This window comes from Gordonia phosphorivorans (assembly GCF_042432625.1).
Taxonomy (GTDB): domain Bacteria; phylum Actinomycetota; class Actinomycetes; order Mycobacteriales; family Mycobacteriaceae; genus Gordonia; species Gordonia phosphorivorans.
This window is the reverse complement of sequence record NZ_JBHLWV010000016.1, coordinates 96,935-122,896: the sequence shown is the minus strand read 5'-3', so window position 1 is coordinate 122,896 and position 25,962 is coordinate 96,935. Positions and strand designations below refer to the sequence as shown.

The 25,962-nt window shown below is 69.2% G+C and carries 27 protein-coding genes, 1 tRNA gene and 1 pseudogene; 19 read left to right on the top strand and 10 right to left on the bottom strand.

From position 1 onward, the window contains the following. Nucleotides 1-14: 14 nt before the first annotated feature. From ACFFJD_RS06690 to pstB, 6 genes are all read left to right on the top strand, one after another. A complete protein-coding gene (locus ACFFJD_RS06690) occupies nt 15-731 on the top strand; it encodes a winged helix-turn-helix domain-containing protein (RefSeq protein WP_382362965.1) in 717 nt (238 codons plus the stop codon). Between the two features lie 24 nt (nt 732-755). Then, nucleotides 756-1,670: a mycothiol synthase gene (gene mshD, locus ACFFJD_RS06685; RefSeq protein WP_382362403.1), complete on the top strand. Its 915-nt coding sequence runs from the start codon at nt 756-758 to the stop codon at nt 1,668-1,670. Nucleotides 1,671-1,788: 118 nt separating this feature from the next. Then, a complete protein-coding gene (pstS, locus tag ACFFJD_RS06680) occupies nt 1,789-2,853 on the top strand; it encodes a phosphate ABC transporter substrate-binding protein PstS (RefSeq protein ID WP_382362401.1) in 1,065 nt (354 codons plus the stop codon). Nucleotides 2,854-2,870: 17 nt separating this feature from the next. Continuing rightward, a complete protein-coding gene (pstC, locus tag ACFFJD_RS06675) occupies nt 2,871-3,887 on the top strand; it encodes a phosphate ABC transporter permease subunit PstC (RefSeq protein ID WP_382362963.1) in 1,017 nt (338 codons plus the stop codon). Nucleotides 3,888-3,906: 19 nt separating this feature from the next. Next, nucleotides 3,907-4,818: a phosphate ABC transporter permease PstA gene (gene pstA / locus ACFFJD_RS06670; RefSeq protein ID WP_382362399.1), complete on the top strand. Its 912-nt coding sequence runs from the start codon at nt 3,907-3,909 to the stop codon at nt 4,816-4,818. A gap of 2 nt (nt 4,819-4,820) precedes the next feature. After that, nucleotides 4,821-5,597 (top strand): phosphate ABC transporter ATP-binding protein PstB, encoded by a 777-nt coding sequence (gene pstB / locus ACFFJD_RS06665; protein ID WP_382362397.1) that lies wholly within the window; start codon nt 4,821-4,823, stop codon nt 5,595-5,597. Nucleotides 5,598-5,736: 139 nt separating this feature from the next. On the opposite strand, the gene phoU is transcribed toward pstB, so the two are convergent. The 5 genes from phoU to ACFFJD_RS06640 form a co-directional block, all read right to left on the bottom strand. Then, on the bottom strand, nt 5,737-6,399 hold the full coding sequence (phoU, locus tag ACFFJD_RS06660; RefSeq protein ID WP_382362395.1) for a phosphate signaling complex protein PhoU: 663 nt from the start codon (nt 6,397-6,399) through the stop codon (nt 5,737-5,739). 111 nt (nt 6,400-6,510) lie between these two features. Beyond that, complete coding sequence (locus ACFFJD_RS06655; protein ID WP_382362393.1) at nt 6,511-8,733, bottom strand: LCP family protein; 2,223 nt, start codon at nt 8,731-8,733, stop codon at nt 6,511-6,513. A 72-nt stretch (nt 8,734-8,805) separates the two neighbouring features. Then, on the bottom strand, nt 8,806-9,963 hold the full coding sequence (gene dusB / locus ACFFJD_RS06650) for a tRNA dihydrouridine synthase DusB (protein WP_382362961.1): 1,158 nt from the start codon (nt 9,961-9,963) through the stop codon (nt 8,806-8,808). A gap of 72 nt (nt 9,964-10,035) precedes the next feature. Beyond that, a complete protein-coding gene (locus ACFFJD_RS06645) occupies nt 10,036-11,031 on the bottom strand; it encodes an acyl-ACP desaturase (RefSeq protein ID WP_382362391.1) in 996 nt (331 codons plus the stop codon). A 148-nt stretch (nt 11,032-11,179) separates the two neighbouring features. Further along, entirely contained in the window at nt 11,180-11,701 is a 522-nt protein-coding gene (locus ACFFJD_RS06640) for a nuclear transport factor 2 family protein (RefSeq protein WP_382362389.1), read from the bottom strand. 156 nt (nt 11,702-11,857) lie between these two features. Between ACFFJD_RS06640 and ACFFJD_RS06635 the strand changes: the two genes are divergently transcribed. Then, a complete protein-coding gene (locus tag ACFFJD_RS06635) occupies nt 11,858-13,366 on the top strand; it encodes a WS/DGAT/MGAT family O-acyltransferase (RefSeq protein WP_382362387.1) in 1,509 nt (502 codons plus the stop codon). Nucleotides 13,367-13,390: 24 nt separating this feature from the next. On the opposite strand, the gene ACFFJD_RS06630 is transcribed toward ACFFJD_RS06635, so the two are convergent. Further along, complete coding sequence (locus ACFFJD_RS06630; RefSeq protein ID WP_382362385.1) at nt 13,391-15,409, bottom strand: NAD(+) synthase; 2,019 nt, start codon at nt 15,407-15,409, stop codon at nt 13,391-13,393. A 34-nt stretch (nt 15,410-15,443) separates the two neighbouring features. On the opposite strand from ACFFJD_RS06630, the gene ACFFJD_RS06625 reads away from it, so the two are divergent. Together ACFFJD_RS06625 and ACFFJD_RS06620 are read left to right on the top strand one after the other, a co-directional pair. Beyond that, a complete protein-coding gene (locus ACFFJD_RS06625) occupies nt 15,444-16,037 on the top strand; it encodes a copper resistance CopC family protein (RefSeq protein WP_382362383.1) in 594 nt (197 codons plus the stop codon). Further along, the gene (locus ACFFJD_RS06620; protein WP_382362381.1) at nt 16,034-16,957 is read left to right on the top strand and encodes a CopD family protein; all 924 of its coding nucleotides are present in this window, start codon (nt 16,034-16,036) and stop codon (nt 16,955-16,957) included. The genes ACFFJD_RS06625 and ACFFJD_RS06620 overlap by 4 nt, the downstream gene beginning before the upstream one ends. 4 nt (nt 16,958-16,961) lie before the next feature. On the opposite strand, the gene ACFFJD_RS06615 is transcribed toward ACFFJD_RS06620, so the two are convergent. Further along, complete coding sequence (locus ACFFJD_RS06615) at nt 16,962-17,909, bottom strand: alpha/beta fold hydrolase (RefSeq protein WP_382362379.1); 948 nt, start codon at nt 17,907-17,909, stop codon at nt 16,962-16,964. A 135-nt stretch (nt 17,910-18,044) separates the two neighbouring features. Here ACFFJD_RS06615 and ACFFJD_RS06610 point away from each other — a divergent pair, with 135 nt between their 5' ends. Together ACFFJD_RS06610 and ACFFJD_RS06605 are read left to right on the top strand one after the other, a co-directional pair. Then, on the top strand, nt 18,045-18,896 hold the full coding sequence (locus tag ACFFJD_RS06610) for an alpha/beta fold hydrolase (protein ID WP_382362959.1): 852 nt from the start codon (nt 18,045-18,047) through the stop codon (nt 18,894-18,896). Nucleotides 18,897-18,952: 56 nt separating this feature from the next. After that, a tRNA-Lys gene (locus ACFFJD_RS06605) sits at nt 18,953-19,025 on the top strand. Between the two features lie 100 nt (nt 19,026-19,125). Here the strand turns inward: ACFFJD_RS06605 and ACFFJD_RS06600 are convergent. Further along, a pseudogene (locus ACFFJD_RS06600) lies at nt 19,126-19,191 on the bottom strand (hypothetical protein); the annotation flags it as partial. Between the two features lie 505 nt (nt 19,192-19,696). On the opposite strand from ACFFJD_RS06600, the gene ACFFJD_RS06595 reads away from it, so the two are divergent. Next, the gene (locus ACFFJD_RS06595) at nt 19,697-20,002 is read left to right on the top strand and encodes a helix-turn-helix domain-containing protein (RefSeq protein ID WP_382362377.1); all 306 of its coding nucleotides are present in this window, start codon (nt 19,697-19,699) and stop codon (nt 20,000-20,002) included. 170 nt (nt 20,003-20,172) lie between these two features. Here the strand turns inward: ACFFJD_RS06595 and ACFFJD_RS06590 are convergent, their stop codons facing one another. Together ACFFJD_RS06590 and ACFFJD_RS06585 are read right to left on the bottom strand one after the other, a co-directional pair. Further along, the gene (locus ACFFJD_RS06590; protein WP_382362375.1) at nt 20,173-20,466 is read right to left on the bottom strand and encodes a hypothetical protein; all 294 of its coding nucleotides are present in this window, start codon (nt 20,464-20,466) and stop codon (nt 20,173-20,175) included. 515 nt (nt 20,467-20,981) lie between these two features. Next, nucleotides 20,982-21,347, bottom strand: a complete 366-nt coding sequence (locus tag ACFFJD_RS06585; protein ID WP_382362373.1) for a hypothetical protein — start codon at nt 21,345-21,347, stop codon at nt 20,982-20,984. Nucleotides 21,348-21,502: 155 nt separating this feature from the next. On the opposite strand from ACFFJD_RS06585, the gene ACFFJD_RS06580 reads away from it, so the two are divergent. From ACFFJD_RS06580 to ACFFJD_RS06550, 7 genes are all read left to right on the top strand, one after another. Further along, nucleotides 21,503-21,820 carry a hypothetical protein gene (locus ACFFJD_RS06580; RefSeq protein WP_382362371.1) on the top strand — a complete coding sequence of 106 codons (318 nt, stop codon included), beginning with the start codon at nt 21,503-21,505 and terminating at the stop codon, nt 21,818-21,820. Beyond that, nucleotides 21,817-22,071 carry a hypothetical protein gene (locus tag ACFFJD_RS06575; protein WP_382362369.1) on the top strand — a complete coding sequence of 85 codons (255 nt, stop codon included), beginning with the start codon at nt 21,817-21,819 and terminating at the stop codon, nt 22,069-22,071. Before ACFFJD_RS06580 ends, ACFFJD_RS06575 begins: the two co-directional genes overlap by 4 nt. Continuing rightward, nucleotides 22,068-22,478 (top strand): hypothetical protein, encoded by a 411-nt coding sequence (locus ACFFJD_RS06570; protein WP_382362367.1) that lies wholly within the window; start codon nt 22,068-22,070, stop codon nt 22,476-22,478. The genes ACFFJD_RS06575 and ACFFJD_RS06570 overlap by 4 nt, the downstream gene beginning before the upstream one ends. Next, nucleotides 22,475-22,783 (top strand): hypothetical protein, encoded by a 309-nt coding sequence (locus ACFFJD_RS06565; protein WP_382362365.1) that lies wholly within the window; start codon nt 22,475-22,477, stop codon nt 22,781-22,783. The genes ACFFJD_RS06570 and ACFFJD_RS06565 overlap by 4 nt, the downstream gene beginning before the upstream one ends. 30 nt (nt 22,784-22,813) lie before the next feature. After that, on the top strand, nt 22,814-24,304 hold the full coding sequence (locus tag ACFFJD_RS06560; protein ID WP_382362363.1) for a ParB/RepB/Spo0J family partition protein: 1,491 nt from the start codon (nt 22,814-22,816) through the stop codon (nt 24,302-24,304). Nucleotides 24,305-24,494: 190 nt separating this feature from the next. Next, nucleotides 24,495-25,664 carry a DNA translocase FtsK gene (locus ACFFJD_RS06555; protein WP_382362361.1) on the top strand — a complete coding sequence of 390 codons (1,170 nt, stop codon included), beginning with the start codon at nt 24,495-24,497 and terminating at the stop codon, nt 25,662-25,664. Then, a complete protein-coding gene (locus tag ACFFJD_RS06550; RefSeq protein WP_382362359.1) occupies nt 25,657-25,911 on the top strand; it encodes a hypothetical protein in 255 nt (84 codons plus the stop codon). The genes ACFFJD_RS06555 and ACFFJD_RS06550 overlap by 8 nt, the downstream gene beginning before the upstream one ends. Nucleotides 25,912-25,962: the final 51 nt, after the last annotated feature.

The window sequence follows — 25,962 nt, the reverse complement described above, 5'->3', positions numbered from 1 at the left end:
CGATCGGAGTGGTCGTGGATTTGTTGTTGCTGACCTTCGAGGCCACCGCCGAAGCGGTGCTGCCCTCCCTTTCTCTGCTCCCCCACCGGGTGCGCACGCTCCCCGCCGACACCACGTCGTTGGTCGACGTCGGTGACGCCGAGGTGGTGCTCGTGGATGCGCGGCGCGACCTGGCGGCCGCCCGCGGTCTCTGTCGCCTGCTGCGCGGCGGACCCTCCCTGCTGGGCGCCGTGGTCACCGAGGGCGGTCTCGTCGCGGTGACCGCTGAATGGGGGATCGACGATTTCCTGCTCCCGGAGACCGGGCCCGCCGAACTCGACGCCCGACTGCGGCTGCTGGCCGCGCGGGCCGGCGCCGGCGGGGAACAGGACGACCTGGTGACGCTGGGCGAGTTGGTGATCGACGAGGCCACCTACACCGCGCGGCTGCGCGGCAAACCGATCGATCTGACCTACAAGGAGTTCGAGCTCCTGAAGTATCTGGCGCAGAACGCCGGTCGGGTGTTCACCCGCGCGCAACTGTTGCACGAGGTGTGGGGTTACGACTTCTTCGGCGGCACCCGCACCGTCGACGTGCACGTCCGACGACTCCGCGCGAAGCTCGGCAGTGACCATGAGGCCCTCATCGGCACGGTCCGCAACGTCGGGTACAAGGCGGTGCGTCCGGCGCGCAGCCGCGACGGCGAGGCGGACGCCGACGACCACGCCGATGCCGTCGAACCGTCGGGATAGGCGCCTCGGGGTTACGGTGGGACGGTGACCGAGATCGCTTCGCCCCGTATCCACCGCGGCGCACTGAGCGCCGCCGACCGCACCGCCGTCGACCAGCTGTTGCAGCGCGCCGCCGCCCACGACGAGGTGGCCGCGCTGTCGGAACAGTTCCGGCTGGCGCTGGACTCCGACGACGCGCTGCATGTGCTGTCGGCGCACGGCTACGCCGGCATCGTGGTGCCGCCCGCGGGCGGCGCGAGCGCGGTCGAAGCCGTGGTGGACCCGGACTTCCGCGGCAATGGTGAGGGCGCGCTGCTGGTGGCCGCGGCCCTCGGGGAGGCTCGGCACGCCGGCGGCGGCGCCGCACCCGCGCTGTGGGCGCACGGCGATCTGCCCGCCGCGGCCGGGCTGGCGCGCAACCTCGGTCTGGAGCGGGTGCGGGAACTGCTGCAGCTGCGTCGGGCCGTACCGCCCGGCGACCCGGCGGCGGTGCCGCTGCCGCCCGTGCCCGAGCGGACCGACCTCACGGTGCGCACCTACGCCGGACCCGCCGACGACGCCGAACTGCTGCGCGTGAACAATGCCGCCTTCAGCTGGCATCCGGAGCAGGGCGGCTGGGGGCAGCAGCAGATCGACGATCGGACGTCGGCGGACTGGTTCGATCCGGCCGGGCTGTTCCTGGCCTTCGACGCCGACCACCCGGACCGCCTGCTGGGCTTCCACTGGACCAAGATCGCCGGCGCCGGGGGCGACCTGGGCGAGGTGTACGTGGTGGGCGTCGACCCAGATCAGCAGGGCCGCGGCCTGGGTTCGCTGCTCACCCTGGTGGGTCTGCATCACCTCGCTGGCCGCGGGGTGGCCGAGGTGGAGCTGTACGTCGAAGGCGACAACGTCGCCGCGCTGACCACCTATCGGCGGTTGGGTTTCCGGTCGTATGCGATCGATGTCGCCTACCGCTAGCGGGTTCGCCTGCCCGGTGTCAGCTGTTTGGATGCGCTTCACCTTCGCGACGGCTCGATCTCACCGAGCGTCGATAGCTTCGCCTTGTTGACGAAGCAATCGAAAGGTCTGCCCTCGCATGTCTGCGAACTTTAAGCCCGCCGCTCGTACCACCGCTGCCGTGTCCGCGGCCCTGGCCGCCGGCCTGGTGCTGTCCGCCTGCGGCGGCTCCGACTCCACCACCATCACCGGAGAGGGTTCCACTGCGCAGCAGAAGGCGATGACCCACTTCTCCGACGTTCTCACCGACGAAGGCGGGGCCGTCCTGGACTACACCGGTTCCGGTTCCGGCGCCGGTGTGAAGAAGTTCCTCGCCGGCGACGTCGACTTCGCCGGCACCGATTCGCCGCTGAAGGACGACGAGGTCACACAGGCCCGGGAGCGCTGCGGCGGCAACGACGCCTGGCACCTGCCGATCGTCGTCGGACCGGTCGCCGTCGCCTACAACCTGCCCGGCGTGGACAAGCTGAACCTGAACGCACCGGTGCTCGCGCAGATCTTCGACTCGAAGATCGCCAAGTGGAACGACCCGAGGATCGCCGTGCTCAATCCGGGCGTCGCGCTGCCGGATCTGGCCATCGTGCCGGTGCACCGCTCGGACAGCTCGGGCACCACCGACAACTTCACCCGCTACCTGCAGGACGCGGCCCCGCAGGACTGGCCGTACGAGCACTCCAAGGAGTGGGCGGGCCAGGGCGGTTCCGGTGCGGCCAAGTCGACCGGTGTCGGCGACACGGTCAAGAAGACCGCGGGCAGCGTGACCTACGTCGAGTGGGGCTTCGCCACCGAGAACGAGCTGGGTGTGGCGAGCATCGACTTCGGCGCCGGACCCACCGAGCTCACCGCCCGCTCGGCGGCCAGCGCGCTGGAAGGGGTCACCTTCGCCAACCCGGGCAGCAAGGACCTCGTGGTCAACACGGACGCGCTGTACTCGCTGTCCAAGGAAGGCGCCTACCCGCTGCTGCTGACCCCGTACTCGGTGGTCTGCTCGGCCGGATACGACAACGCCGACCTGGCTCCGGCCATCAAGGCGGCCTTCACCACCATCCTGGACAAGGGGCAGAGCGGCCTTGAGGAACTGGGCTTCGTGCCCCTGCCGCAGGCCTATTCCGACACGCTGCGCGGCACGATCGACGCGCTGTGACCACCCCGGAGACCACCATGAGCCCGCCGGTGACCACCGCGACGATCGGTGGGCGGCCCGAGCCGTCGCCCCCGCGGCACCGGCCGCAGTCCTCGTCCGGTGCGTTGACCACGGTGTCCCGGTTCGGCGACCGGATCATGTCGACCCTGGCGACCGGCTCCGGTCTGCTGGTGTCGGCGGCGATCGGCCTGATCGCCCTGTTCCTGCTGCTGCAGGCAGTGCCGGCGTTGGCGAAGAACACCGAGAACTTCTTCACCTACACCGGGCCGTGGGTGGTCTCCGGCAGTGAACTGAAATTCGGTATCGCGCCGCAGTTCTACGCCACCGTGCTGGTCTCGGTGATCGCCCTGGCGATCGCCATGCCGGTGGCGCTGGGCATCGCGATCTTCGTCACCGAGTACGCGCCGCGGCGGATCGCCGGGCCGGTGGCCTACGTCGTCGATCTGCTGGCCGCGGTGCCGTCGATCGTGTACGGCCTGTGGGGCATTCTGGTCCTCGGACCGGCGATGGTCGGCCCCAATCAGTGGTTGGTGGACAACCTCGGCTTCCTGCCGTTCTTCGCCGAGCCGTCGAACGCGGCCAACATGTCCACCGGCGGCACCATGCTGACCGCGGGCATCGTGCTGGCGGTGATGATCCTGCCGGTGATCACGGCGGTGACCCGCGAAGTCTTCGTGCAGACCCCGCGGACGCACCGGGAGGCGGCGCTGGCTCTCGGCGCCACCAAGTGGGAGGTGGTCCGCACCGCGGTGCTGCCCTTCGGCTTCTCCGGCTACCTGTCCGGCTCCATGCTCGGTCTGGGCCGTGCGCTCGGCGAGACGATGGCCCTGATGCTCATCATCTCGACGGTCTCGCCGATCAATTTCAACCTGCTCGAGAGCGGACAGACCTTCGCCACGACGATCGCCAACAACGCGGCCGAATTCGACTCCCCGGTCAAGACCGGTGCGTTCATCTCGGCCGGTCTGGTGCTCTTCGTGCTGACCTTCATCGTGAACGCCGCCGCGCGCAGCGTCATCACCCGGAAGTCCTGACATGACCGGAAGTCCTGATATGACTCGTGGCAAATCCTCGGCCGTGCTCGACGCCCCCGACGGCCCGACCGACCTCCGACTCACCCGCACCTCGCGGCGCCGCACGGTGACCGACGTGGTGGCCCGCGTCGCGGTGACCCTTGCGGTGGTGCTGGCCGTGCTGCCGCTCGGGTGGCTGGTGTACACACTCGTCTCACGTGGGATCGGACCGATCCTCGACCCGGACTGGTGGCTGAAGTCCGAACGCTACGGCGGCGCGGCCAACGCCATCGTGGGCACCCTGATGCAGACCGCGCTGGCCGCGGTCATCGCCATCCCGCTCGGCATCCTGGTGGCCATCTACCTGGTGGAATACGCCAACGAGGGTGGACGCCTGGTGAAGGTGACCACCTTCATGGTCGACGTCCTGGCCGGCGTGCCGTCGATCGTGGCCGCCCTGTTCGTCTACGCGGTCTGGCGCACCACACTGGATCTGCCGCGGTCCGGCTTCGTCGTGGCCCTCGCCCTCGTCTTGCTGATGATCCCGCTGGTGGTGCGAGCCACCGAGGAGATGCTCAAGATCGTGCCGCGGGAGCTGCGCGAGGCGTCCTACGCGCTGGGCGTGCCCAAGTGGAAGACCATCCTGCGGGTGGTGCTGCCGACCGCGATGAGCGGCATCATCACCGGCGTCATGCTGGCGGTGGCCCGCGTCATGGGCGAGTCGGCCCCGGTGCTGATCCTCGTCGGCGCCACCCGCGCGATGAACGTCAACCCGTTCGACGGAAACCAGCAGTCGCTGCCCCTGCAGATGCTGCAGGAGTACAACAGCGGGCCGAGCGGTTACGAAACCGTGTGGGGCTCGGCACTCACCCTCGTCATCGCCGTCGCGATCGTTTACGTGATGGCGCGTCTGCTGGCCGCATTCACCGGCCCGCGCACAGAAAGAAGCTGACCATGGCCAAGAGCCTCACCCTGGAAGACCTGAACATCTACTACGGCGACTTCCACGCCGTCAAGGACGTCTCGCTGACGATCGCGCCGAAGTCGGTGACGGCGTTCATCGGCCCGTCCGGCTGCGGTAAGTCGACGGTGCTGCGGACCCTCAACCGCATGCACGAGGTGACCCCGCGCGCCTACGCCACCGGATCGGTGCTGCTCGACGACCTCGACCTGTACGGCAAGGACGTCGACCCGGTCGGGGTGCGCACCACGGTCGGCATGGTCTTTCAGCGCGCCAACCCGTTCCCCACGATGTCGATCCGCGACAACGTGGTGGCCGGGCTGAAGCTGGCCGGTGTGCGCGATCGTAAGCGTCTGGACGAGGTGGCCGAGCAGAGTCTGCGCGGCGCCAACCTCTGGAACGAGGTCAAGGACCGCCTCAACAAGCCGGGCGGCGCGCTGTCCGGCGGCCAGCAGCAGCGGCTGTGCATCGCGCGGGCGATCGCGGTGTCCCCGCAGGTGCTCCTGATGGACGAGCCGTGCTCGGCGTTGGACCCGATCTCCACCCTGGCCATCGAGGATCTCATCGCCGAACTGAAGAAGGACTACACGATCGTCATCGTGACCCACAACATGCAGCAGGCGGCGCGGGTGAGCGATCAGACGGCCTTCTTCAACCTGGCCGACGTGGGGCAGCCCGGCCAGCTGGTGGAGGTCGGTGCCACCTCCGGCATCTTCTCCAATCCCACGCGCACGGAGACCGAGGACTACATCTCCGGCCGTTTCGGCTGAACCGACCAACAAGAAGGGCCCCGGCGGAAATCCGCCGGGGCCCTTTCGCTTGTCCCTACCCGGACGTATGCGGTGCGGCCTCGAGCTAGAGGCGTTCCGCCGCGCTATACGTCACGGTAGGGGCAACGTCGGATCAGGCTCAGCTGGCCTCTTGCAACTGTTCGGGGGTCTTGCCGGTGGCCTGGAAGACCACGCGGCGGGCGATGGAGACGGCGTGGTCGGCGAAGCGCTCGTAGTAGCGGCCGAGCAGCGTGACGTCCACCGCGGAGGCGACGCCGTGCTCCCAGTCGCGGTCCATCATCACCGTGAACAGGTGCCGGTGCAGATCGTCCATCGCGTCGTCGTCCTCCATGAGGGCCAACGCGTCCTGATAGTTCTGGCTCTGCAGCACGTTGTGCGCGCTGTGCGCCAGCTCGACGGCCAGCCGGCCCATCTCCACGAAGTAGCCGGCCACCTCCTCGGGCAGCACCCGCGACGGGTGGCGGCGACGGGCCACCTTGGCCACGTGCAGCGCCAGCGCTCCCATCCGGTCGATCTCGGCGACGAGTTGGAAGCCGCCGACGATGCTGCGCAGGTCGCCGGCCACCGGCGCCTGCCGGGCGAGCAGTTCGAACGCCATCTCCTCGGCCTCGGCCGAGCGCGCCGTCAGGCTGTCGTGGTCGCTGATCACCTGCTCGGCTCGCTCCAAGTCGGCGTCGAGGAGAGCTTGCGTCGCGCGCTCCATCTCGCGGCCGACGGTGTCACACATCTCGCCGAGCAGCGCGTTGAGCGCAACCATCTGCTCCTGATAGGCATCCCGCATGCGGTCAATCGTACGTCTGCTGCCGGACCGGACGCGGACGCGACGGTGAAGGCGGCGTGAACTCCGTGCCGACACCGCGCATCCCCCGGCTCGGGCCGGATCGGGGAGGGGTCAGGAGCAGGTGGTGTCGCCGGCGTTGGTGATCGACAGGTCATTGGGCAGATCCGACTTGGCGTCGGTCTCCGGGAGCTGACCGGACGAGATGGTGCTGCCCGGCGTCGGCGCGTCGAGCATCGTCGTGGTGCCCTCGAAGTCCTCGCCCAAGATGATCTCGACGCCCACCTTGACGTTGTCGTCCTCTTGAATGCGGGCGCCCGGGAACATCTGCGCGATGGTGACCGCCGAATCGCGTTCGCCGGCGCCGTAGCGCACCACGGTGTCCGAGCGGTTGCTGGACGCGTCGGCCACACCGGGAACGTTGAAACCCTCGGAGATCAGCAGGTTCATCACCGCGGTGGCCACGCCGGCCTGGCCGGAGCCGTTGAGCACGCGCACCGAGACGTTGGTCGGGTACTGGGCGGTGGCCTGGGCCGGTGCGCTGGTGCTCGGCGCCTTCGGTGCCGCCGACGGTGCGGCGGAGGAGGACTTGGGCGCCTGCGTCTGCTTCTTCTCGCCCGGCAGCGGCTTGTCGTCGATGATCGCGTTGAAGATCGCATCGATGTCCTCGATGCGCGGGATCTCGTTGTTCTCGCCGTCTTCGCTGGTGCCCGACGTCGGGATGGTCAGGAAGGTGACCCGCCCGGCTTCCACGCCCTGCATGGAGTCGGCGAGCTGGATCAGCGAGTCGGTGTCGACGCCGTCGACCGTGGAGTACTCGATGAAGGTCTTGACGATTTTGTTCAGCTTGCTCGGATTGGACAGCACGTCCGAGGACAGCGTCGACCGCAGCAGGGACGACATGAACAGCTGTTGGCGCTTGATCCGCCCGTAGTCGCCGTTGCCCTCGGCCGAGATGTTGCGGGCGCGCACGTAGTTCAGTGCGCGGCGACCGGTGAGCTTCTTGGTGCCGGCCTTGCGCAGGATGTAGCCGAGTTCGTAGTCGTACAGCGGCACCGTGGAGCACACGTTGACCCCGCCGATCACGTTGACGACCTTCTCGAAACCCTCGAAGTCCATCGCGATGAAGTGGTTGATGTGCAGGCCGCTCATCTGGGTCAGCGTCTTGACCAGGCACGACGGTCCGCCATCGGCGTACACGCCGTTCAGCTTCACGCCGTTGGCCGGGTACAGGTCGCCGGAGTATTCGCCCGTGGCCGCGTCCCAGGTCTGGCATTCGGGGCGGTCCACCTGCAGGTCGCGCGGCCAGGACACGGCCACCACGCGGCTGCGGTCGGCGGGGATGTTCACCAGCAGGATGGTGTCGGCGCGGCTTCCCTCGATGGTGGTGGTGTCACCGCCGCCGAGCTTGGCGTTCTTTCCCGCGCGCGAATCGGTGCCGACGATCAGGTAGGTCTCGTCGCCGTACTGGGCGGTCTTGTCCCGGATGTTCGGGTCGTTGCCGTCGACCGCGGCGACGTTGTTCCAACTGCCGTTCCAGCCGCGCTTGAGGTTCCACATGTAGCCGGTGCCGACCAGCGTGAGCACGCAGACCAGGGCGACCAGGACGCGTCCGCCGTTGTGGGCGATCTTGCGCCGGTCCACCGGCGCCTTCGCCGGCGCACGGGAGGTGCGACGCCGGGTACGCAGCCGCCGCAGCATGTCGGTGAGATCCGGGGTCGGTTCCAGCGGGCGGCGGGTGCCGGAGGCGGCGGCCTCGGCGGCCGGGCTCTCGTCGCGGTCGGCGGCGGCCTCACGCGGGACGGCCGACTCACTCGGGGCGGCGACCTCACGGGGGACGGCGGGGGCGCCGGCCGGCTCGACGTCGACCGACGGGACCGGGCGCGGCGCCGGGGGAGCGGGCGGGGCAGGCGGAACAGGGGGGACGGGCGTGCCCTGAGCGCGGGATTCGGCCTGGGACCGTTCGGCGGTCGCCGTCTCGGACAGATCCACTGGCCGGTACGGGCGCGGGAAGGTGGGCAGCGCCTGGGTGATGTCGTCGGGGGCGCCGGGCGCGGGGCGATCGGGGGCGGGGCGATCGGGGGCTGCGGGGGGCGGACCCTGCACCCCCATCTCGTCCATCAGCTGGCGGACGGTGAGTCGTCCCCGTCCAGGGATCGAGCGGTCCCGACGGCTCGGTTCGCGCAGGCCCTCGCCGTCCTGCCCGGCGGTGCCCGAAGCATCGCCGAACCGGCTGGTGAATTCGTACGACTGCGACGTTCGACCGGCACGCCGGGAGCGCCGCGCAGGCCCGGAGGGGCGCTCCGGCGGCGTGCCGGGTGGTTCGTTCGAAGTCACGGGGGGTCCTTAGTCGGGGGCTGGGCACATCGTAATGGCCGCAACTGAGAGAAAACTGTAGGCCGGGCTCGCTCAGCCGCCGGAGTGCATGATCTCGGCGCCCTCGGGAACGATGTCTTCCTCCGGGTCGTCGAGCCAGCCCTCGGGAAGGTGGACGCTGGCCGGGGTGCCCTGGCGGCCGCGCGGGCCGTGGCCGTCCTCCGGGAAGGGGGCGTCGGCGTCCAGGCCGTCGATCAGACGTCGCAGGTCAGCCAGGCTGGTGACCAGCGACAGCTGGGAGCGGATGTCCGAGCCTGCGGGGAATCCGCGCAGATACCAGGCGATGTGCTTGCGGATCTCCCGCATGCCCTTGTCTTCGCCGTGGTGCGCGCTGAGGAGTTCGCCGTGGCGGTACATGATCTGGCCCACTTCACCCAGATTCGGCGCCGCCGGGGCGGGTTCGCCGCGCAACCGGGCCGACAGTTCGGCGAACAGCCACGGACGCCCCAGGCAGCCGCGCCCGATGACGACGCCGTCGCAGCCGGTCTGTTCCATCATCCGCACGGCGTCGTCGGGCTCGAAGATGTCGCCGTTGCCGAGCACCGGCACCGACGTCACGTGCTCCTTGAGTCGCGCGATCTCCGCCCACTGCGCGGTGCCCGAATAGCGCTGCGCGGCGGTGCGGGCGTGCAGGGCCACCGCGGCCGCACCCTCCTGCTCGGCGATCCGGCCGGCGTCGAGGTGGGTGTGGTGGTCGTCGTCGATTCCGATGCGGAACTTGACCGTGACCGGGATGTCGGTGCCCTCGGTGGCCTTGACCGCCGCGGCGACGATCCGGCCGAACAGGCGACGCTTGTACGGGATGGCCGACCCGCCGCCCCGCTTGGTGACCTTGGGGACCGGGCAGCCGAAGTTCATGTCGATGTGGTCGGCCAGCCCCTCGTCGACGATCATCTTGGCGGCGCGGTAGGTGTACTCCGGATCGACCGTGTACAGCTGCATCGACCGCGGCGTCTCGGACGGATCGAACGTGGTCATGTGCATGGTGACCGGGTGGCGCTCGTACAGGGCGCGGGCGGTCACCATCTCGCAGACGTACAGGCCCGACACGGTGCCGGTGCGCGCCAGTTCCAGCTCGCGGCACAGCATGCGGAAGGCGACGTTGGTGACGCCGGCCATGGGTGCCAGCACCACCGGACTGCTCAGCTCGATCGAGCCGATGCGGAGCGGGGTCGGGGCTACGGGATGCAGGGAACCGGCGCCCTCGATGATCGAGGGCGCCGGTGCCAGGGTGTCGCTACTGATGGGTTCGCTTCCGTCGGATCAGGAAGCGGCCTTGGCGGCCTTGGCCGCTTCGCGGGCGAGGGAGCGATCACGCATCTCCTCGAAGCGGGTGGCATCGGCTTCCAGCTGCTCCAGGAATGCCGCCAGTTCGTCGCGGGTCTTCTCGCCCTCGGCGCCGAAGTCGTTGCGCTCGAAGACGTTCCACTTGCGCAGGACCGGCATGATGACCTCTTCGAGGTGCTGACGCAGGTCGTAGATGCCGTGCTTGGCCATCAGGACGCCGTGGCGACGGAAGTTCGGCATGCCGGCGCCGGGCATCTGGAAGTTGGTGACGATGTCGGTCACCGCGCGCAGCGTCTGGTCCGGCGACAGGTCCATGCCCGCGCCGCAGATGTTGCGGTAGAAGATCATGTGCAGGTTCTCGTCGGCGGCCACGCGCTGCAGCATGCGGTCGGCGATCGGATCGTTGCACGCCTTGCCGGTGTTGCGGTGGCTCACGCGGGTGGCGAGCTCCTGGAAGGTCACGTAGGCGACCGAGTGGAGCAGGCCGACGCCGTCGATGTCCTGGCCTTCGAGCTCTTCGGTGCGGCCGGCGGCGGCGAGCATCGGGTCGTAGCCGTTGGTCATGTGGATCATCCGGGCCTCTTCCAGGGCCACGGGATCGACGCCGCGGGTCACCACGAGGTAGTCGCGCATCACGATGGAGTGGCGGTTCTCCTCGGCGGTCCATCGACCCACCCAGTGGCCCCACGCGGAGTCCATGGAGAAGTTGTCGGCGATCACCCGGTGGTACGAGGGCAGATTGTCCTCGGTCAGCAGGTTGGTGATCATGGCCGCCTTGGCGACCTCGTCGAGCTGCGAGTTCTCCGGGTCGTAGTCGCTGCCGCCGAGAGCGGCGAAGTCCGCGCCGTCCGACCACGGCACGTAGTCGTGCGGGTTCCAGTCCCGGGCCACCTTGAGGTGCCGGTTGACGTTGTCTTCGGCCGTCGACTCCAGCTCCCGGAGAAGCTCGAGTTGCGTGAGTTCACGTGCCATCGGTGATTCCTCTTAGATCGGGGGTGTTCGGCATCGACAAACGTACTGTCGACGAGGCGTGCTCTCTTCAGGCTACGTCAACGCCGGGGTCGTCCCAAGTCTGTCGGCGGTGTGCGGCGCAGATCGGGACCGAGCACCCGGGTCGCCGTCAGGCTTTCCGGCGCGGGGCGAAGGCGGCGCCGTAGGTGTCCATCCATCGGCGGGCGGGTTCGTCGAGGGTGCCGCAGGCCGCGGCACGCTCGCACCAGTTGTAGGTCATCTGCCCGAACTCCATCGGGTTGTAGACGTCCTCCTCACCGCTCCACAGGCCGTCGCCGGCGTAGGTGAGGATGGTGATGTTGGTGGCGCCCCACACGCTGCCGTCGCCCGGATCGCGCATCGGGTTGTCGATCTCGCAGATCACCCGGCCGGTGGCGGGGTCGCTGACGTGCCAGAGCGACGGATACTCGGTCATGTGGCTGCCCGGGAACGACGTCATGGTCTTGGTGACCCAGGCGCGAATGGCCTCGCGGCCGTGGAACGTTCCGTACGCGTGTTCCACGTAGTGCGCGTCCTCGGTGAACTGTTCGGCCCAGCGATCCCAGTCCCGGCTGACGGCCACCTCGGCGACGGTCTGTTGGAAGACGGCGAACGCCGCGTCGAGCTCGGCGGCGGAGAATCTGTCGGTCACGAGAAGAACTGTAACGTGTTCTAATAGTGAATGTGGGGTAGTGCCGCGGCCTACTCTCCGGCCGGCTCGCCGGGACCCTCGCGGGTCTACTGTGGACCTCAGGTCCGTCCTCGGGCCGGTGCCGACGATTCTTCGACGAGCAGGGGGCAACCTGTTATGGAACGGCTCAGTGGTCTGGACGCATCCTTTCTCTACCTGGAGACCCCGTCCCAGGTGATGAGCGTGGCGGCGATTCTGCAGATCGATCCGTCGACCATTCCCGGGGGCTACTCCTTCGAGAAGATGCGCGCCGAGATGGCCCGGCGGGTCAAGGGACTGCCGATCTTCCGCCGCAAGCTCGCCGACTCGTTGACCAACATCGACCATCCGGTGTGGGTGGAGGACGAGGACTTCGACATCGACCGCCACGTGGTGCGGATCGCGATTCCGTCGCCGGGCCGGGTCCGCGAGGTGGCGCAGATGTGCAGCCACCTGGTCGGCCAGGAACTCGACCGTAAGAAGCCGCTCTGGGACCTCTGGGTGATGGAGGGCATGGAGAACAATCGCATCGCGTTGCTGCTGCGCATGCACCACGCCTCCGTCGACGGCGCCACCGTGGCCGACATCCTCGGTCAGCTGGCCACCGTGTCGCCCGATCCGCCCGAGCTCGATCCTCAGCAGGTGGCCGTCACCGCCGGCGATGCGCCGCGCGCCGAACTGGCCCTCGGCGGTGCGCTCAACTACTTCCTGTCGCGGCCGATCGCGGCGATGAAGCTGATTCCCAAGACGCTGCCGGTGCCGGTGGAGTGGATCAAGCGTGTGCGCTCCGGCGACGGCATGCCCGCCCCGTTCCTGGCCCCGCGGACGCGCTTCAACGCGCCGCTGACCCCGCGTCGCTCCATCGCGCTGACGCAGCTGCCGATGGACGAGGTCAAGCGCATCAAGGACCACTTCGGGGTCAAGGTGAACGACGTGGTGCTGGCCATGACCGGCGGCGCCCTGCGCGAATACCTCGCCGACCGGGAGGAACTGCCCGACGATCCGCTGGTCGGCCTGGTACCGGTGTCGGTGCGCGGGGCCGAGGAGAAGGACCTGGTGGTGGCCGGCACCAACAAGGTGACCGGCATGTTCACCCGGCTGCCCACCACGGTCGCCGACCCCGTCGAACGCCTGCGGGTGGCCGGGATCTACGCCAACCAGGCCAAGGCGCACCACAGCGACGTGGACCCGAACATGCTGCGCGCCTTCGCCGAGTTCGCGCCGGGCAACACCCTCGGCGCGTTCATGCGGCTCTACGCCGACCGGCGCCTGTCGGCCCTGCACCCGCCGATCTTCAACACGGTGATCTCCAATGTCGCGGGCCCGCCCTTCGACATGTACCTGCTGGGCGGCCGCGTGGAGTCGGTCTACCCGCTGGCCCCGATCTTCCACGGCCTGGGCTTGAACATCACCGTGTTCTCCGCCGGGGGCGTGCTCAATATCGGGCTGCTGACCTGCGCCGACATCACCCCGGACATCTGGGATCTGTGCGGCAACTTCGAGAGCCAGCTGGCCGAGCTGAGCGCCGCGGTCGACGCCGACGTGGCGGCCACCGAGGTGGCCGAGGCGCTGGACGCCGACGTGCGGGCGGCCGCCGAGGCGGCGGTGATCGAAGAGATCAAGGTGCTGCACGTCGAGGGCGAATAGCCCCGGCCGCGGCGGCCCCGACCGTCAGTCCAGACCGTCGAGCCAGACGGTGGCCGGTGCGTCCGAGGGGGCACGCCAGTCCCCGCGCGGGGACAGCGAGCCGCCCGAGCCGATCTTCGGCCCGTTCGGCATGGCCGTGCGCTTGAACTGATTGGCCATGAACCGGCGGAGGAAGACCTCCAGCCAGCGGCCGATGGTCGCCGCGTCGTACTCGTTGCGCTCCTCGTCGCCCATCATCGACGGCCAGTGCCCGGTGGTCTTGTCGCCCCACGCCTGCTCGGCGAGGTAGGCGATTTTCGCGGGCCGGTAGCCGAACCGCGTCAGGTAGTAGAGGAAGAAGTCGTGCAGCGCGTACGGGCCGACGGTGTCCTCGGTGCTCTGCACCGCGCCGTCCTCGCCGGGCGGGATCAGTTCGGGGGTGATCACGTCGGCGAGGATCTCGCGCAGGGCCGCGGTGGTCTCCGGCAGATAGGAACCGGCGTCGATCATGGCGCGGATCTGGTGCTGGATCAGCGACTTGGGCACCGAACCGTTGACGTTGTAGTGCGACATCTGATCGCCGACGCCGTAGGTGCACCAGCCCAGCGCGAGCTCGGACAGGTCGCCGGTGCCCAGCACGATGCCGCCGAGATGGTTGGCCAGCCGGAACAGATGGGAGGTGCGTTCGCCGGCCTGCACGTTTTCGAAGGTGATGTCGTAGACCGGTTCCCCGTCGACGAACGGATGCCCGAGGTCGGTGAGCATCTGCAGCGCCGACGGCCGGATGTCGAGTTCGGAGCCGCTGATGCCGAGCGAATTCATCAGCACGTGGCTGCGCGCGAGGGTGTGATCGGCGGTGGCGAAGCCGGGCATGGTGTACGCGTGGATGCCGGTGCGGTCCAGGCCCAAACGGTCGAAGGTCTCCACCGCGGCGAGCAGCGCGAGGGTCGAGTCCAGGCCGCCGGAGACACCGATCACCACCTGCTGGCAGCCGATGGCGCGCATCCGCTGGGCCAGACCCTGCACCTGGATGTTCATCACCTCGCGGCAGCGCCGTTCGCGGTCGGCCTCCGAGGCCGGGACGAACGGGTAGCGCGGCACGGTGCGCCGAAGGTCGGTGTCGGCCTGGTCCAGGTCGCCGAGCGTGAAGCCGATGCGGCGGAAGTCGCGGGCCTGTGCGGAGTAGTCGCCGACCTGGTCGCGCAGGCTGATCATCCGGGCGCGTTCCTGCCGGAGCCGATCGAGGTCGACGTCGGTCACGATCAGCTGCTCGTGCATGGCGAAGGCTTCGCTGCGGGCCAGCAGGGTGCCGTTCTCGGCGATCAGGGCGTCGCCGTCCCAGGCCAGGTCGGTGGTCGATTCGCCGAAGCCGGACGCCACATAGACCTGCGCGGCCACGCAGCGGGCGGACTGGCCGGTGACCAGTGACTCGCGGTAGGCCTCCTTGCCCACCGTCACCGGGCTGCCGGACAGATTCACCAAGACGGTCGCCCCGGCCAGCGACGCCCAGGTGCTCGGCGGGATCGGCACCCAGCTGTCCTCGCAGACCTCCGCGTGCACCCGCAGCCCCGGCGCGTCGGCGGCCTCGAAGATCAGGTCGGTGCCGAACGGCACCTCCTGCCCGCCCAGTCGCACCGTGTCCACCACCGCGTCGCGAGCGGCCGCGAAGTAGCGCTGCTCGTAGAACTCCCGGTAATTGGGCAGGTACGACTTGGGCGTGACACCGAGGATCGTGCCGTCCTGAATGAGGACCGCGCAGTTGAACAGGGCATCGTCGACCCGCAGCGGAGCGCCGACGGCCACCAGGGGGCGCAGCCCGACGGTGGCCTCGACGATCTGGTCCAGCGCGGCCATCACCGCGTCGGTGAGCGCATCCTGCTGGACGAGGTCGTCGACGCTGTAGCCGCACAGGCCCATTTCGGGGAAGACCACCAGGGCGGCGTCCGCGGCGTGCGCCTGCTCGATCAGGGCGATGGTGCGTTCGGCGTTGCGGTGCGGATCGGCCAGTGCCACCACGGGCACAGCGGCGGCGATGCGGGCGAAACCGTGAGAATAGACCGACACGGCTCTACGGTATCGCGCGTGCCATCATGGGCCCATGAACCTCGCACTGATCGCTCCCGTCCGTGTGTCCGCTGCCTCCGTCTCCCGTCGCGCCTCGTCGACGGTGCTCGCGACGGTGCTGGCGTTGCTCGCCGGGGTGATGGGTGTCGGGTGGCTGGGCGCGGGCGAGGCGGCCGCGCACTCGGGTGTGGTCAGCTCCTCGCCGACCGGCGGCGCGCAGCTGGATCGCTCGCCGGGGGAGGTCTCGGTCACGTTCAACGAGAATCTCCGCGCCGAGTACGCCACCCTGCTGGTGATCGGCCCGGACGGTCGGTTCTGGCAGCAGGGCGATCCGGTCGTCGACGGTCGCACCATCTCGGTGCCGGTGAACGCGCTCGGACCGGTGGGCGAGTACAAGGTCAACTTCCGGGTCACCTCGGCCGACGGCCACCCGGTGCAGGGCCAGCGGATCTTCACCCTCACCGTCGCCGGTGACGGGCAGCCCGGCGAGCTCGCCGACGCGGAGGAACTGGCGGTGACCGACGAAGGCGGCGGTTTCCCGGTGTGGGCGATCGTGCTGATCGTGGTCGCCGTGCTGCTGGTGATCGCCGTGGCCATGGTGCTGGCGCTGCGTCGTCGGGGAGAGTGACTCCCAAGTCCGTCGCGGCCGGGGGCGCCGCGCGTACCGGCCGGGTACTGGCCGTCGTGGTGGCGGGGGTGCTCGTCGGGCTGGTCCTGTGTGCGGCGCTGGCCGGGCCGGACGGACCGTTGTCGTCGGCCTGGCCGGGCGGCATCGCGTTGGCGGCCGGGTGCCTGCTGGTGGGCCTCGGGGCCCTGAGCCTGGTGGGCGCCGAGCCCGTGCACTCGGTCATCGCCGGGGTCGCGGGCTGCTGGGGTGCCGCCTCGTTGATCACCGCGTGGCTGCAGGTGGCCGAGCGGGCCGGCCGCTCGCCCATGCGGGTGGGTTTCGGTGATGTGACGCTGGGTGTGCAGACCGGGCTGGCCGCGCTGATCTGCGTCGGCGGCGCGATCGTGGTGCTCGCCTGGGTGTACCGGCCGTTCGCACCGCCGACCCTGGTCGCGGTGGTCGCCGGGATCGGGGTGTTCGCGGTGGCCACCACCGGCCATGCCGCGGTGAGCCTGTGGCCCCAACTGTTGGTGGGCGTGCACGCGGTGCTCGCGGCCTGGTGGGCGGGCACGCTGGCGGCGATGGCGCTCACCGTCCGGGGACGGGGCGGCTGGGCGCGAGCGCTCCCGGAGTTCTCCCGGCTGGCGCTGCCCGCGGTGGGCGTGCTGGTCGCCACCGGGGTGGGTGCCGCGGCCCTGCAGCTCGGTGTCGGCGCCGACTGGTGGCAGACCGGTTACGGCCGCGTCGTCCTGGCCAAGGCCGCCGGGCTGGCCGTGCTGCTGGTGCTGGCCGCCGTCGCGCGACGCACCTGGGTGCCGGCGGCGTCGCGCCATCGCACCGACGAGGCGGTGTCGCTGCGGCGGGCGGTGGTGGAGGTCGCGCTGCTGACGGTGCTGCTGGGCTTGGCCGCCGGATTGGCGACGACCGCGCCCGGCCTCTGACCGGTCAGGCCAGGGCGGGCAGCGGCGTCCGGTCGTGACGCAGGGTCTGGTCCGGCCACGCGGCCAGCACCTGATCGATGATCTCCACCGACATGCCCAGGGTGCTCAGGTGACTCTGGCCGGGCACCGTCACCAGTTCCGCGTTCGGCAGCAGGGACGTCATGTGCACGCCGTGCGCGTACGGAATGATGTTGTCGCGGTCGCCGTGCCACCAGATGACCGGGGTGGTGACGTCGCCGACCCGGAACCCCCAGTCCCGCACGAACAGCGCCAGGTCGGCGAAGGGAGCCTCCATGCGGCGGCTGCCGCCGTGCAACAGGTCGTCGAGGAACATCGCCTTGAACTCGGGGCGGGAGAGCAGCTCGCGGTCGGCGTCGGGCGAGAGCCGTCCGTAGGTGGCGATGGCCGGTTCGGCGATCGGCCGGGCGACGGACAGGATCGCGCTCACGGCCTTCCCGATCGGTCCCCCGGCCTTGCTCAGCAGGGGCTCCACGGCGCGGATGTTGTCCACGGCGCCGCCAGCGATCCCGTCCGGGCCGGTCACCGGCGACACGCCGCCGACGACGCCGACCGAGACCACCCGGTCGGGTAGGAACTTGGCGCAGGCCAGCGTGTACGGCCCGCCGCCGGACATGCCGATCACCGAGCAGCGGTCCACGCCGAGGGTACTCAGCACGATCTGGAAGTCGCTGGTGAAGTCGCTGATGGCCTCGTAGCGGTGGGCGGTGGACGAGCCCACGCCGGGGCGGTCGAGGCCGATGAGCCGGAAGCCGCGCTCCTCGGCGTACTCGCGCGCCTCGCACGGGATCTGGCGTCGTGCGCCGGGCGTGCCGTGCAGCCAGATGACGACGGGGCCGGTGGGGGAGCCGAACTCCGAGAACCCGATGCGCCGACGACGTTTGTCGCCGACGGCCACGGAGCCTTCGAGTTTGGGGCGGTCGATCGCAATCACCGGCGCAGTATCGCAGGTCCGCGCGCGGACCGCGGGACGATTCTCAGGATTTGTCCAACTTGGGCGAGTAACGTCGGGCGCGTGGGTAACAAATTCCTGGAATTCGGTGCTGTCAAGCGCGCAGTCGGACATGTGATGCGTCCGTATCCCGTTCGTGATCTGCCGACGGGTGAATACCTGGAATTGCCGGGTCGCGGCACCACGTTCATCACCGACTCCGGCCCGCGGGAGGCGCCGGTGCTGTTCCTGCTGCACTCGGTGGCGACCACCGGGCTGCTCTGCTGGTACCCGGTGATCCCGGAGCTGTCGCGGGACTTCCGGGTCATCACCATCGACCATCGCTGGCACGGCCGCGGGATCCGCTCGGCCGACTTCACGCTGGAGGACTGCGCCGACGACGCGGTGGCGGTCGCCGACATCCTGGGGATCGGCCACTTCACGGCGGCAGGCTTCTCCATGGGCGGCGGTATCGCCCAGCTCGCGTGGCGGCGCCACCCGGACCGCATCGACGGCATGGTGCTGTGCTCCACCGGGCCGTTCTTCTCCAGCCTGGAGCCGGAGGAACTGGCCCGCGATGTGAAGATGGCCTCGATCGCGGCGCGGTTCGACCGCTACCTGCCGGTGCCCTCGGACGCGCGGTTGAACGACTGGTCGCAGCATCCGGCCAAGTGGGGCATCAGCCAGTTCCTGGCCACCCCGATCAGCAAGCTGGGCTCCTTCAGTGAGGCGATGGCGAACTTCGACTCCCGCGACTGGCTCGGCGAGATCGACGTGCCGACCTCGGTGGTGATCTCCACCCGCGACAAGACGGTGCCGCCGCAACGGCAGTCGCTGCTGTCCGAGGGCATCTCCGACACCCTCGACTTCCCGGTCGAGGGCGGTCACGCGTGCTGCGTGATCGGCGCTGACCAGTTCGTTCCCGCCTTCAGCGACGCGGTGCGCTCGGTCCAGGCGCGCCTGCGCGCCCCTGCGGTGCTGCTGTCCTGACACGGCGCGGTAAACTCCCCATCGCACTCGACGTCGTACTGCGCCGCCGAGGGTGGGCCCCTATAGCTCAGTTGGTAGAGCTACGGACTTTTAATCCGCAGGTCGCAGGTTCGAGCCCTGCTGGGGGCACTGCCGAGCCCTCGTCGCCCCCATCGGGGTCGGCGGGGGCTTCTCCCGTTTGCAGCCACGTCACCGGAACGCCGGTGGCCAACGCCCAGGCGTTGAGCGTGATCTTCCGTGGCCGGGTACGGCCGGACTCGGCATTGCTCACTGACGTTCTGGAGATCCCAACCATCTCCGCCAGGTCGGCCTGCTCTAGGCCGGCGAATTCGCGCGCGATCCGAAGTCGGTGCTGGACGCCGATCACCGGAATGGTCCCTGCCTCATATGCACTGGTCATGCATACAAGCTTAGACAGAGGTAAAGCGGTTAGGCAAGAGTCCCGGACCGTTGCTTTTGCGAACTAGCTTGACGTGTGCCAAATAAGGCCGTAGAAACTTGAGCTGTGCCAAGTGTGGCGCCGTCGTTTCTTGCACAGCTCGACGAAAACAAGGCTGACGGGCAGTAGCCCAGTCTCCGACCTGCCCTCGGAGCCGCCGGACGGATCGCGACCAATGCCGGCGCCACACCCAAGCCTTGCCGAGATTCGGCAGGGCCACGAGGCGTGGCCTGACGCGATAGGTAGGCAAGGTTCGTGGGTCGATTCCGGCGATGGGGCAACGACACCGGCACCCCTGGGTGCTCCGATTGGTGTGTGTACAACACTTGACACACACGAAGTCGTGGTCCAGACTTGACGCATGCCAAACGTTGGTAATGCGTTAACTGCGGTTGAAGCGGCGGAACTGCTGGGGGTGTCCCGCCGCTCCGTGATCCATGCGATCAAGTCGGGAAAGCTAGCCTCCGTAACGAAGCTGCCCGGCAAGACCGGGCCCTTCCTCCTCGACCGCGAGGAAGTGGAGCGGTACGGCGTGGTCCTGGCGGACTCGCCAGTGCACCGCCGTAAGCAGGAGGCCCTGGAAACCGAGCGCGCGCTGCGTGCCGAGCTCGAGCAAGTCCGCGCCGAACGCGACGCCCTCCTCGCGAAGAGCGGCAGGGGTGCGTGATGGACGTCGAGCAGAAAGCCGCCGCGGCTGCGGAACAGGTCGCCGAGGCCCGACGCGCGGAAGCAGAGTCCCGGCGCGGCGTTGAGCAGGCGTTGGCTGATCTTCGCCAGCGGCAGTACCGCGTCGCGAAACTGATCCCGCCGGCTTCCGCTCAGCAGGTCCGTTCCGCGCTACTCGGCGGGCGGCGCGAGCTGGACACCGGCTTCCATGATCCGGATCTCCAGATTGACCAGCCGCGCGAGGACGTTGTCGCGCTCGGCGTTGCTGCCGCGGACCATGGCCTCCAGCTGTCGGACCTGAGTCTCGAGGCCGACGACAGCCAGCGCGAGCGCGGTGGTGATGTCGTTGTCACCGTCAGGGTTGGCGTCGTCACTCAGAACGTCGACGAGCAGCCCCTGAAGTTCGTTGGTGACCGGGAAGTCGGTCGACGGTGCGTCGATAGCGAGAAAGTCGCGGATCGGCATTTCAGTTCTCCCTCTGTTGCACGGGCTGGTACCCGTCATGTAGCCAAAGCCGTCCTGTTGGGGCTCTGGCGGTTGCAGCATAGGTGGCTGGCCCGACAGTCCGGTGTGAGCGTAGATGCCACTCCCGGACTGTCGGTGCCGGCGTATGACGACCGCGCTGCTCGCCTCGCGCAGGGCGGGCAGTGATGGACCGGTACCGCCGCACCGATCCCGCGTGCCGCCGCACCGATCCCGCGTGCCGCCGCACCGATCCCGCGTGCCGCCGGCACCGTGCACGGTCGACGCGCACGGCGCTCGGCCGGTGGCTCGACGACCGCGCGCGCGGCCGTCGTTGCCCGATCTGCGTGCCAGAGTGGAACCAGATCCTTCAGCAGCTCGGCGAGACCTCGGCCCGCGAGCCCGCCATGAAGTCTCTCTCGATCACCGGTACCGCGGGCCCCGCCAAGTCGGGCTCATTCAGCGTGCACGTCTCCGGTTCGGTGTTGTCCTCGACCGGCCGGGCAACGGCGCGTAGGTCATCGCCGCGTCGAGCGCGCGGATCCTGGGTCATCGAAGGCAATCTCGCTGCCGTAGACGTGCACGTACCCGTACCCGTTGCAGCTCCGATTGGGTTCGAACTCGTCGAACTCCTCGAGCTCACTCTGCGTGAGGCGCTGCGGGACGCGGGGATCACGCTCGGGAACGTGGAATACCACGTCGTCCCCAGCGCGAATCCAGAAGTCATCGGCGTCGTCGGTGACCAGCACGGTGGGGTCGTCACTGTCCTGCGTCGCGTCCCAAGCGGCCACGAGGAACGGATACACCCAGTACCCGAACTGGCGGTAGTGACCATTCACCTCGAGCGTCCACTCTCGGTTCTCCGTGCTGAACAGCTCGTCCATGATTCTTCTCCTTCGCCGTGCGGTAGCAGCACCAGCGTAGGAGAAACGGGTGGCCGGGGGCGTGGGGTTGCGTCTCCGGCCGCCACCCGAAAAGACGAAGCCCGCCGAGTCATCACCTCGACGGGCTCCCGGCACTCTCTTTGAAAGGAAGAGCTATGCCAATTCCTCACACTACCAGCGACAAACGGCCCGGCCGGCACTCCCGGCAGGCCCTCGGCGCGTTCGCGATCCCCGTGGCCATGCACATCGGCCAGGTCCACTACACCGGCGCCGGTCGCCGCCGCCTCGGTGAACCCGCGCCGGTCGCCGCCCGGCACCCGTACGCGGCCACCGACACCTCCGACGCCGCCCTCGCCTGGCGGGCGCGCCTGCCGCTGGCCGAGCGCGTCGAGGCGGTGCGCCCCGCAGTGGCCGGCCTCGACCTCGGTGCGCTCGCCGCGCGGATCGACGCAACCGCGGGGGTCCAGCGATGATGACGTTCGATCAGTTCGCAGTCCTTTTGGGCATCTCGTTCATGGCATTCGCGCTCGGCGGCGCACTGTGGACCGCCGCCGTCGACGCCATCCGTGCCCGCAACGCCCGCAAGCACGCCGCGCTGCGCGCTGCGCGCCGTCGTGCGGTCCACCGCCGCACCGGGCACCGGGCCGAGCTCGGCACCCGCGCTGGGCGCCCGGTCGTCGTCCCTGCCTCGCGCCGCGACTACCCGGATTGGTGGCAGGGATGACCACCGCCGCCCAGTACATCCGTGTTGGCGGTGAGACGGTCCGGACTATCCGGATCGGCACCGAGCTGCAGTCGGCCATCGCCGCGCTGCATGCCGCCCAGGCCCACGCCGACGAGCTGATCCGCCGCCGCGGCGGGTTCCTCGCGATCACGACCGTCGACGGTGCAGGCCACCCGACGACCGGTCGGCGGGCGCAAGCGATGGCCACGTTCGCGGGCCTGCCCGGCGAATGCCTGGTCGCCTACTCCGACTCCTACGACCGCGTCGACTGCCTCGAATCCGTCGACGTCGACGCTGTCGCAGTCCTCGCCGTCAACGCGATGGTCCAGGCGATCGAACGCCTCGTCGCCCAGCTGCACTTCCATCCCGCCGAACTCGGCCGTCCCCGACTGCGGGTGCTGACGTGACCGGCAACCGCACCCGCTCGACGACTACCGGCGTGGAGTGCGTCCGCTGCCACCAGCCGGTGCGGTGGTGGCGCACCGCGGGCGACCCCGGGAGCTGGGTGTGCGTCGACTTCAGCCCCGACGACACCGGCACCGTGCAGAAGCTCCCACGCCAGTGGACCGACCCCACCTCGGGGACGAAACACCAGGTCTGCCGGATCCTCCACAACTCGGCCGACTGGGCCGCCGCCGTCGCCGACAGCGACCTGCTGTTCACGCTCCACACCCGCACCTGCTCGGCACTGCCGGCCGACCCCACCGCCTGACCAAACCCCCGGGAAGGGAACACCGCACCGATGACCACCGCACCCGAAGACATCAGCACCGAGGTCGAGCAGAAGTTCCTCAACCTCGACCAGATCGAGTTCCACCCACGGAACCTCCGCCGGTCCGTCGGCGACGTCACCGGCCTGGCCGCGACCATCCGCGCCCAGGGCGTCCTGCAGTCCGTCCTCGTCGTGCCCCACGACGGCAAGTACCGGCTGCTGGCCGGACACCGCCGCGTCACCGCCGCCCGCAAGGCCGGTCTGACCCAGATCCCCGCGACCGTCAATCACTCGATGATCGACGACGAGGCCGCTCAGATCGCCGTCATGCTGACCGAGAACCGGGACCGCGAGTCCCTGACGCCGGACGAGGAAGCGACCGGCGTGCAGGAGATGCTCGACATCGGGGAATCGGTGGCGACGATCGCCAAGCGCGTCGGCTGGAGCAAAACGAAGGTTCGGGCGCGCGTGAAGATCGCGGCGCTCCCCGAGGAAGTGCGCGGCAAGCTCAACGACCACACCGTCTCCATCAGCGACGCGATCGTCGTCGCCGAAGCCGCCGAGCAGGACCGGCCCCGCCTCGAAAAGGCTCTCGGCACCGTCAACTGGGCCGTCGAGTGCGAGAAGGTTCGGCGAGACGCCGACCAACGCGCCAAGCTCGCGGCACAGATCAAGGCGGCAGAGGCCGCAGGAGTCACCAAGTTCCCGTGGCCCGACGCCTGGACGGCCCATGAACTGTGCGCGAAGGAACGCGCCGCAGTCGACGCCGGCCACCCGGTAGCGGGTGCCTCGACCAACCGGTGGGATGCGGACGGCGTCGCCGGACTGATCTCCCGCGAGGACGCCATCTCGTACTGGATCAAGCCCGCCTCCTGGGAAGGCGAGGATCTACTCGTCGTCACGTACCTGTTCGCTGACGAACCGGTCGCCGACGCTGCCCCCGAATGCTCGACGGCGCTGTGCTCGGCGCCCGCCACCGACGGCGACCTATGCCGGCGACACCACGAGGCCGCTGTCGCCGGCCGCGCTGCCGCCGCAGAACGCGCCGAACGGGTCAAGAGCGTCAAGGCAGCAACATCCGTGCGCCGCGAGCACCTGCGGAACCTCCAAGACGCCGTGGCCTGCGAGCTAGCAGGTCGTGCGCTGATCCTCTACGGTGCACACACTGAAACCGCAGCGCCTCTCGACTTCGACACGTACCTCAACGTGCCCGACGACGGCGGCGACGATGACGCGCTGATCGACGCCAGCGCCACCTGGCTGCGCGGGGCGACGCCACCGCAGCTCGTGAAGCTCGTCGCCTACTCGGCGCTCACCAATACGCGCGGCGAGCAGATCCTCAGCGGCACCCGATGGACGTCCCGCGACGTCGACGGCGCCGCGGCGCTGCTGGCCGACGTCATCGACTACACCAACCTGCTGACCGAGAGCGGATACCGCCTCTCCGACATCGAGCAGACCATTGTCGACGAGTACACCGCCGACCTCCACAAGCACACCGCCGGCGAGGAAAAGGAGTGACCGCCCATGCCGGTAGCCAGCCCGGACGCGTGGTGGGACTCGCTCACACCGCGGCGCAAGAAACAGATCCAGCGATGGGTCACCCAAGACGCAGCCCGCACCAAGGCCCGCGAACGTGCCGGACTCACCAGCCAGCTCCGAATCTCCAGGCCGGACGGTCTACCGCCGGACACCTCAAGGCAGTGACCCGGTGACCGCCACCGAGATCGCGTCGGGCCGGTCAATCACTCTGCTCGACGTCACAGTCCCGACAGCACAGCTGAGGGCCGCGCTGATCGCCTGCCGCCCTCACGTGGACAAGCCGCCGGCCGACAGTTCGCAGAAGCTGGCACGTACCCGCGTGTGGGCGGCAGGCGATCAGCTGCTCGTCGGCGCCACAGACCGCCAGACCGTAGCGCTCGCCGCCGTCCACGTCACCGACTCGTCCCCAGACAGCGACGCCGGACAGTTTGACCTCGCGCCGATCGACGTGAAGAAGATCCTGGCGGTATTCCAGATCACGAACGCGAAGCTGGCTGACGACTACTTCGTCCGGCTCGTTTGGCGAGCCGCGATCAGCACGACAACGACCGCCGTGACGGGCGAACCTGCTGCGGATGCCGTCGCGACGTGGCTGCACCTGACTGACGTCAGCGGCCTGCTCTCGGGCGACGAGCTGGAGCTCACTGGGATGACCACCTCCGACGACTTCCCGGACATTCCCGCCCAGATAGCACGCTGGTGCGCTCTGCCCACATGCGCCGGCGCCGACGCGTTCGGCGTCCCGGAGCTGGTCCTCGACCGCTTCCGCGTCGCGGCGAAAGCGTATGAGCAAGCCGTCACCATCTCCGCACCCAGCGACATACACCTGATGCTGTGGCAGATCGGCGACCACTTCCTCGGTGCCGCGACTGCTGGACGCATAGACCTCACCGGCAGTGAGGAAACCGCCACCGACTCTGCACTGGCCCTGCGCCGTGCGCGAGATCGCTGGCAGCATCGCCTCCCCACCCCGATCCCCGGCGACCCCGACATGGTGACGGTGTGGAATGCCACCGCCGTCGACCTCGATGAAACACCCGAAGACGGCGACGATACCCCCGAACCGTCGCTCGACGGCCTCGACCAGGAGCTCGTGATCGCGGCGGCGCGCCTGGTGGTCGAGAGCCAGTTCGGATCCGCATCCATGCTGCAACGCAAGCTCAGGATCGGCTACGCGAAAGCCGGTCGCGTCCTCGACGTCCTCGCCCGCTTCCGCGTCGTGGGCTCATCTCAAGGCGCCACCGTTACCCGGCTCGTCCTCGCCCGCCCCGCGGACCTACCCGAGATCACCGCCGAGATCACCGACAGCCACCCCGACGCAGGAGCACCCGATGCCTAGATCCCCTCACGCCCGCGCGATGACCGGCTTCGCATGCCGACTACCGGCTCGAAACGCCGACGGATCGCTCGGCTACCTCGACCCATCGGTGCCGATCTACCTCATCGATGACGGCATCGACCCGGGCACCGGCGGCCGCCGCTGGCGGATACCCAGTGACGCGTTCCCTCCGGGAGCCAAGATCCGGGTGGCGCCGCTCCCTCCCGGCGACGTCCTGATCAACCACCTCTCAGAGCGTGCGCAGTGACCAAGCACGCCCCGATCACGATTGATGGTTGGACCTGCTGCCAGCGTTGCC

Bases quoted from the DNA above. Each gene is read 5' to 3' on its own strand.
- phoU (WP_382362395.1), bottom strand. From the start codon at position 6,399: ATGCGGGATGCCTATCAGGAGCAGATGGTTGCGCTCAACGCGCTGCTC.
- ACFFJD_RS06575 (WP_382362369.1), top strand. From the start codon at position 21,817: ATGATGACGTTCGATCAGTTCGCAGTCCTTTTGGGCATCTCGTTCATG.
- ACFFJD_RS06625 (WP_382362383.1), top strand. From the start codon at position 15,444: ATGAACCTCGCACTGATCGCTCCCGTCCGTGTGTCCGCTGCCTCCGTC.
- ACFFJD_RS06585 (WP_382362373.1), bottom strand. From the start codon at position 21,347: ATGGACGAGCTGTTCAGCACGGAGAACCGAGAGTGGACGCTCGAGGTG.
- pstA (WP_382362399.1), top strand. From the start codon at position 3,907: ATGACTCGTGGCAAATCCTCGGCCGTGCTCGACGCCCCCGACGGCCCG.
- pstS (WP_382362401.1), top strand. From the start codon at position 1,789: ATGTCTGCGAACTTTAAGCCCGCCGCTCGTACCACCGCTGCCGTGTCC.
- ACFFJD_RS06595 (WP_382362377.1), top strand. From the start codon at position 19,697: ATGCCAAACGTTGGTAATGCGTTAACTGCGGTTGAAGCGGCGGAACTG.
- ACFFJD_RS06645 (WP_382362391.1), bottom strand. From the start codon at position 11,031: ATGGCACGTGAACTCACGCAACTCGAGCTTCTCCGGGAGCTGGAGTCG.
- pstB (WP_382362397.1), top strand. From the start codon at position 4,821: ATGGCCAAGAGCCTCACCCTGGAAGACCTGAACATCTACTACGGCGAC.
- ACFFJD_RS06610 (WP_382362959.1), top strand. From the start codon at position 18,045: ATGCGTCCGTATCCCGTTCGTGATCTGCCGACGGGTGAATACCTGGAA.
- ACFFJD_RS06570 (WP_382362367.1), top strand. From the start codon at position 22,068: ATGACCACCGCCGCCCAGTACATCCGTGTTGGCGGTGAGACGGTCCGG.
- ACFFJD_RS06580 (WP_382362371.1), top strand. From the start codon at position 21,503: ATGCCAATTCCTCACACTACCAGCGACAAACGGCCCGGCCGGCACTCC.
- pstC (WP_382362963.1), top strand. From the start codon at position 2,871: ATGAGCCCGCCGGTGACCACCGCGACGATCGGTGGGCGGCCCGAGCCG.
- ACFFJD_RS06550 (WP_382362359.1), top strand. From the start codon at position 25,657: ATGCCTAGATCCCCTCACGCCCGCGCGATGACCGGCTTCGCATGCCGA.
- ACFFJD_RS06635 (WP_382362387.1), top strand. From the start codon at position 11,858: ATGGAACGGCTCAGTGGTCTGGACGCATCCTTTCTCTACCTGGAGACC.
- ACFFJD_RS06590 (WP_382362375.1), bottom strand. From the start codon at position 20,466: ATGCCGATCCGCGACTTTCTCGCTATCGACGCACCGTCGACCGACTTC.
- ACFFJD_RS06560 (WP_382362363.1), top strand. From the start codon at position 22,814: ATGACCACCGCACCCGAAGACATCAGCACCGAGGTCGAGCAGAAGTTC.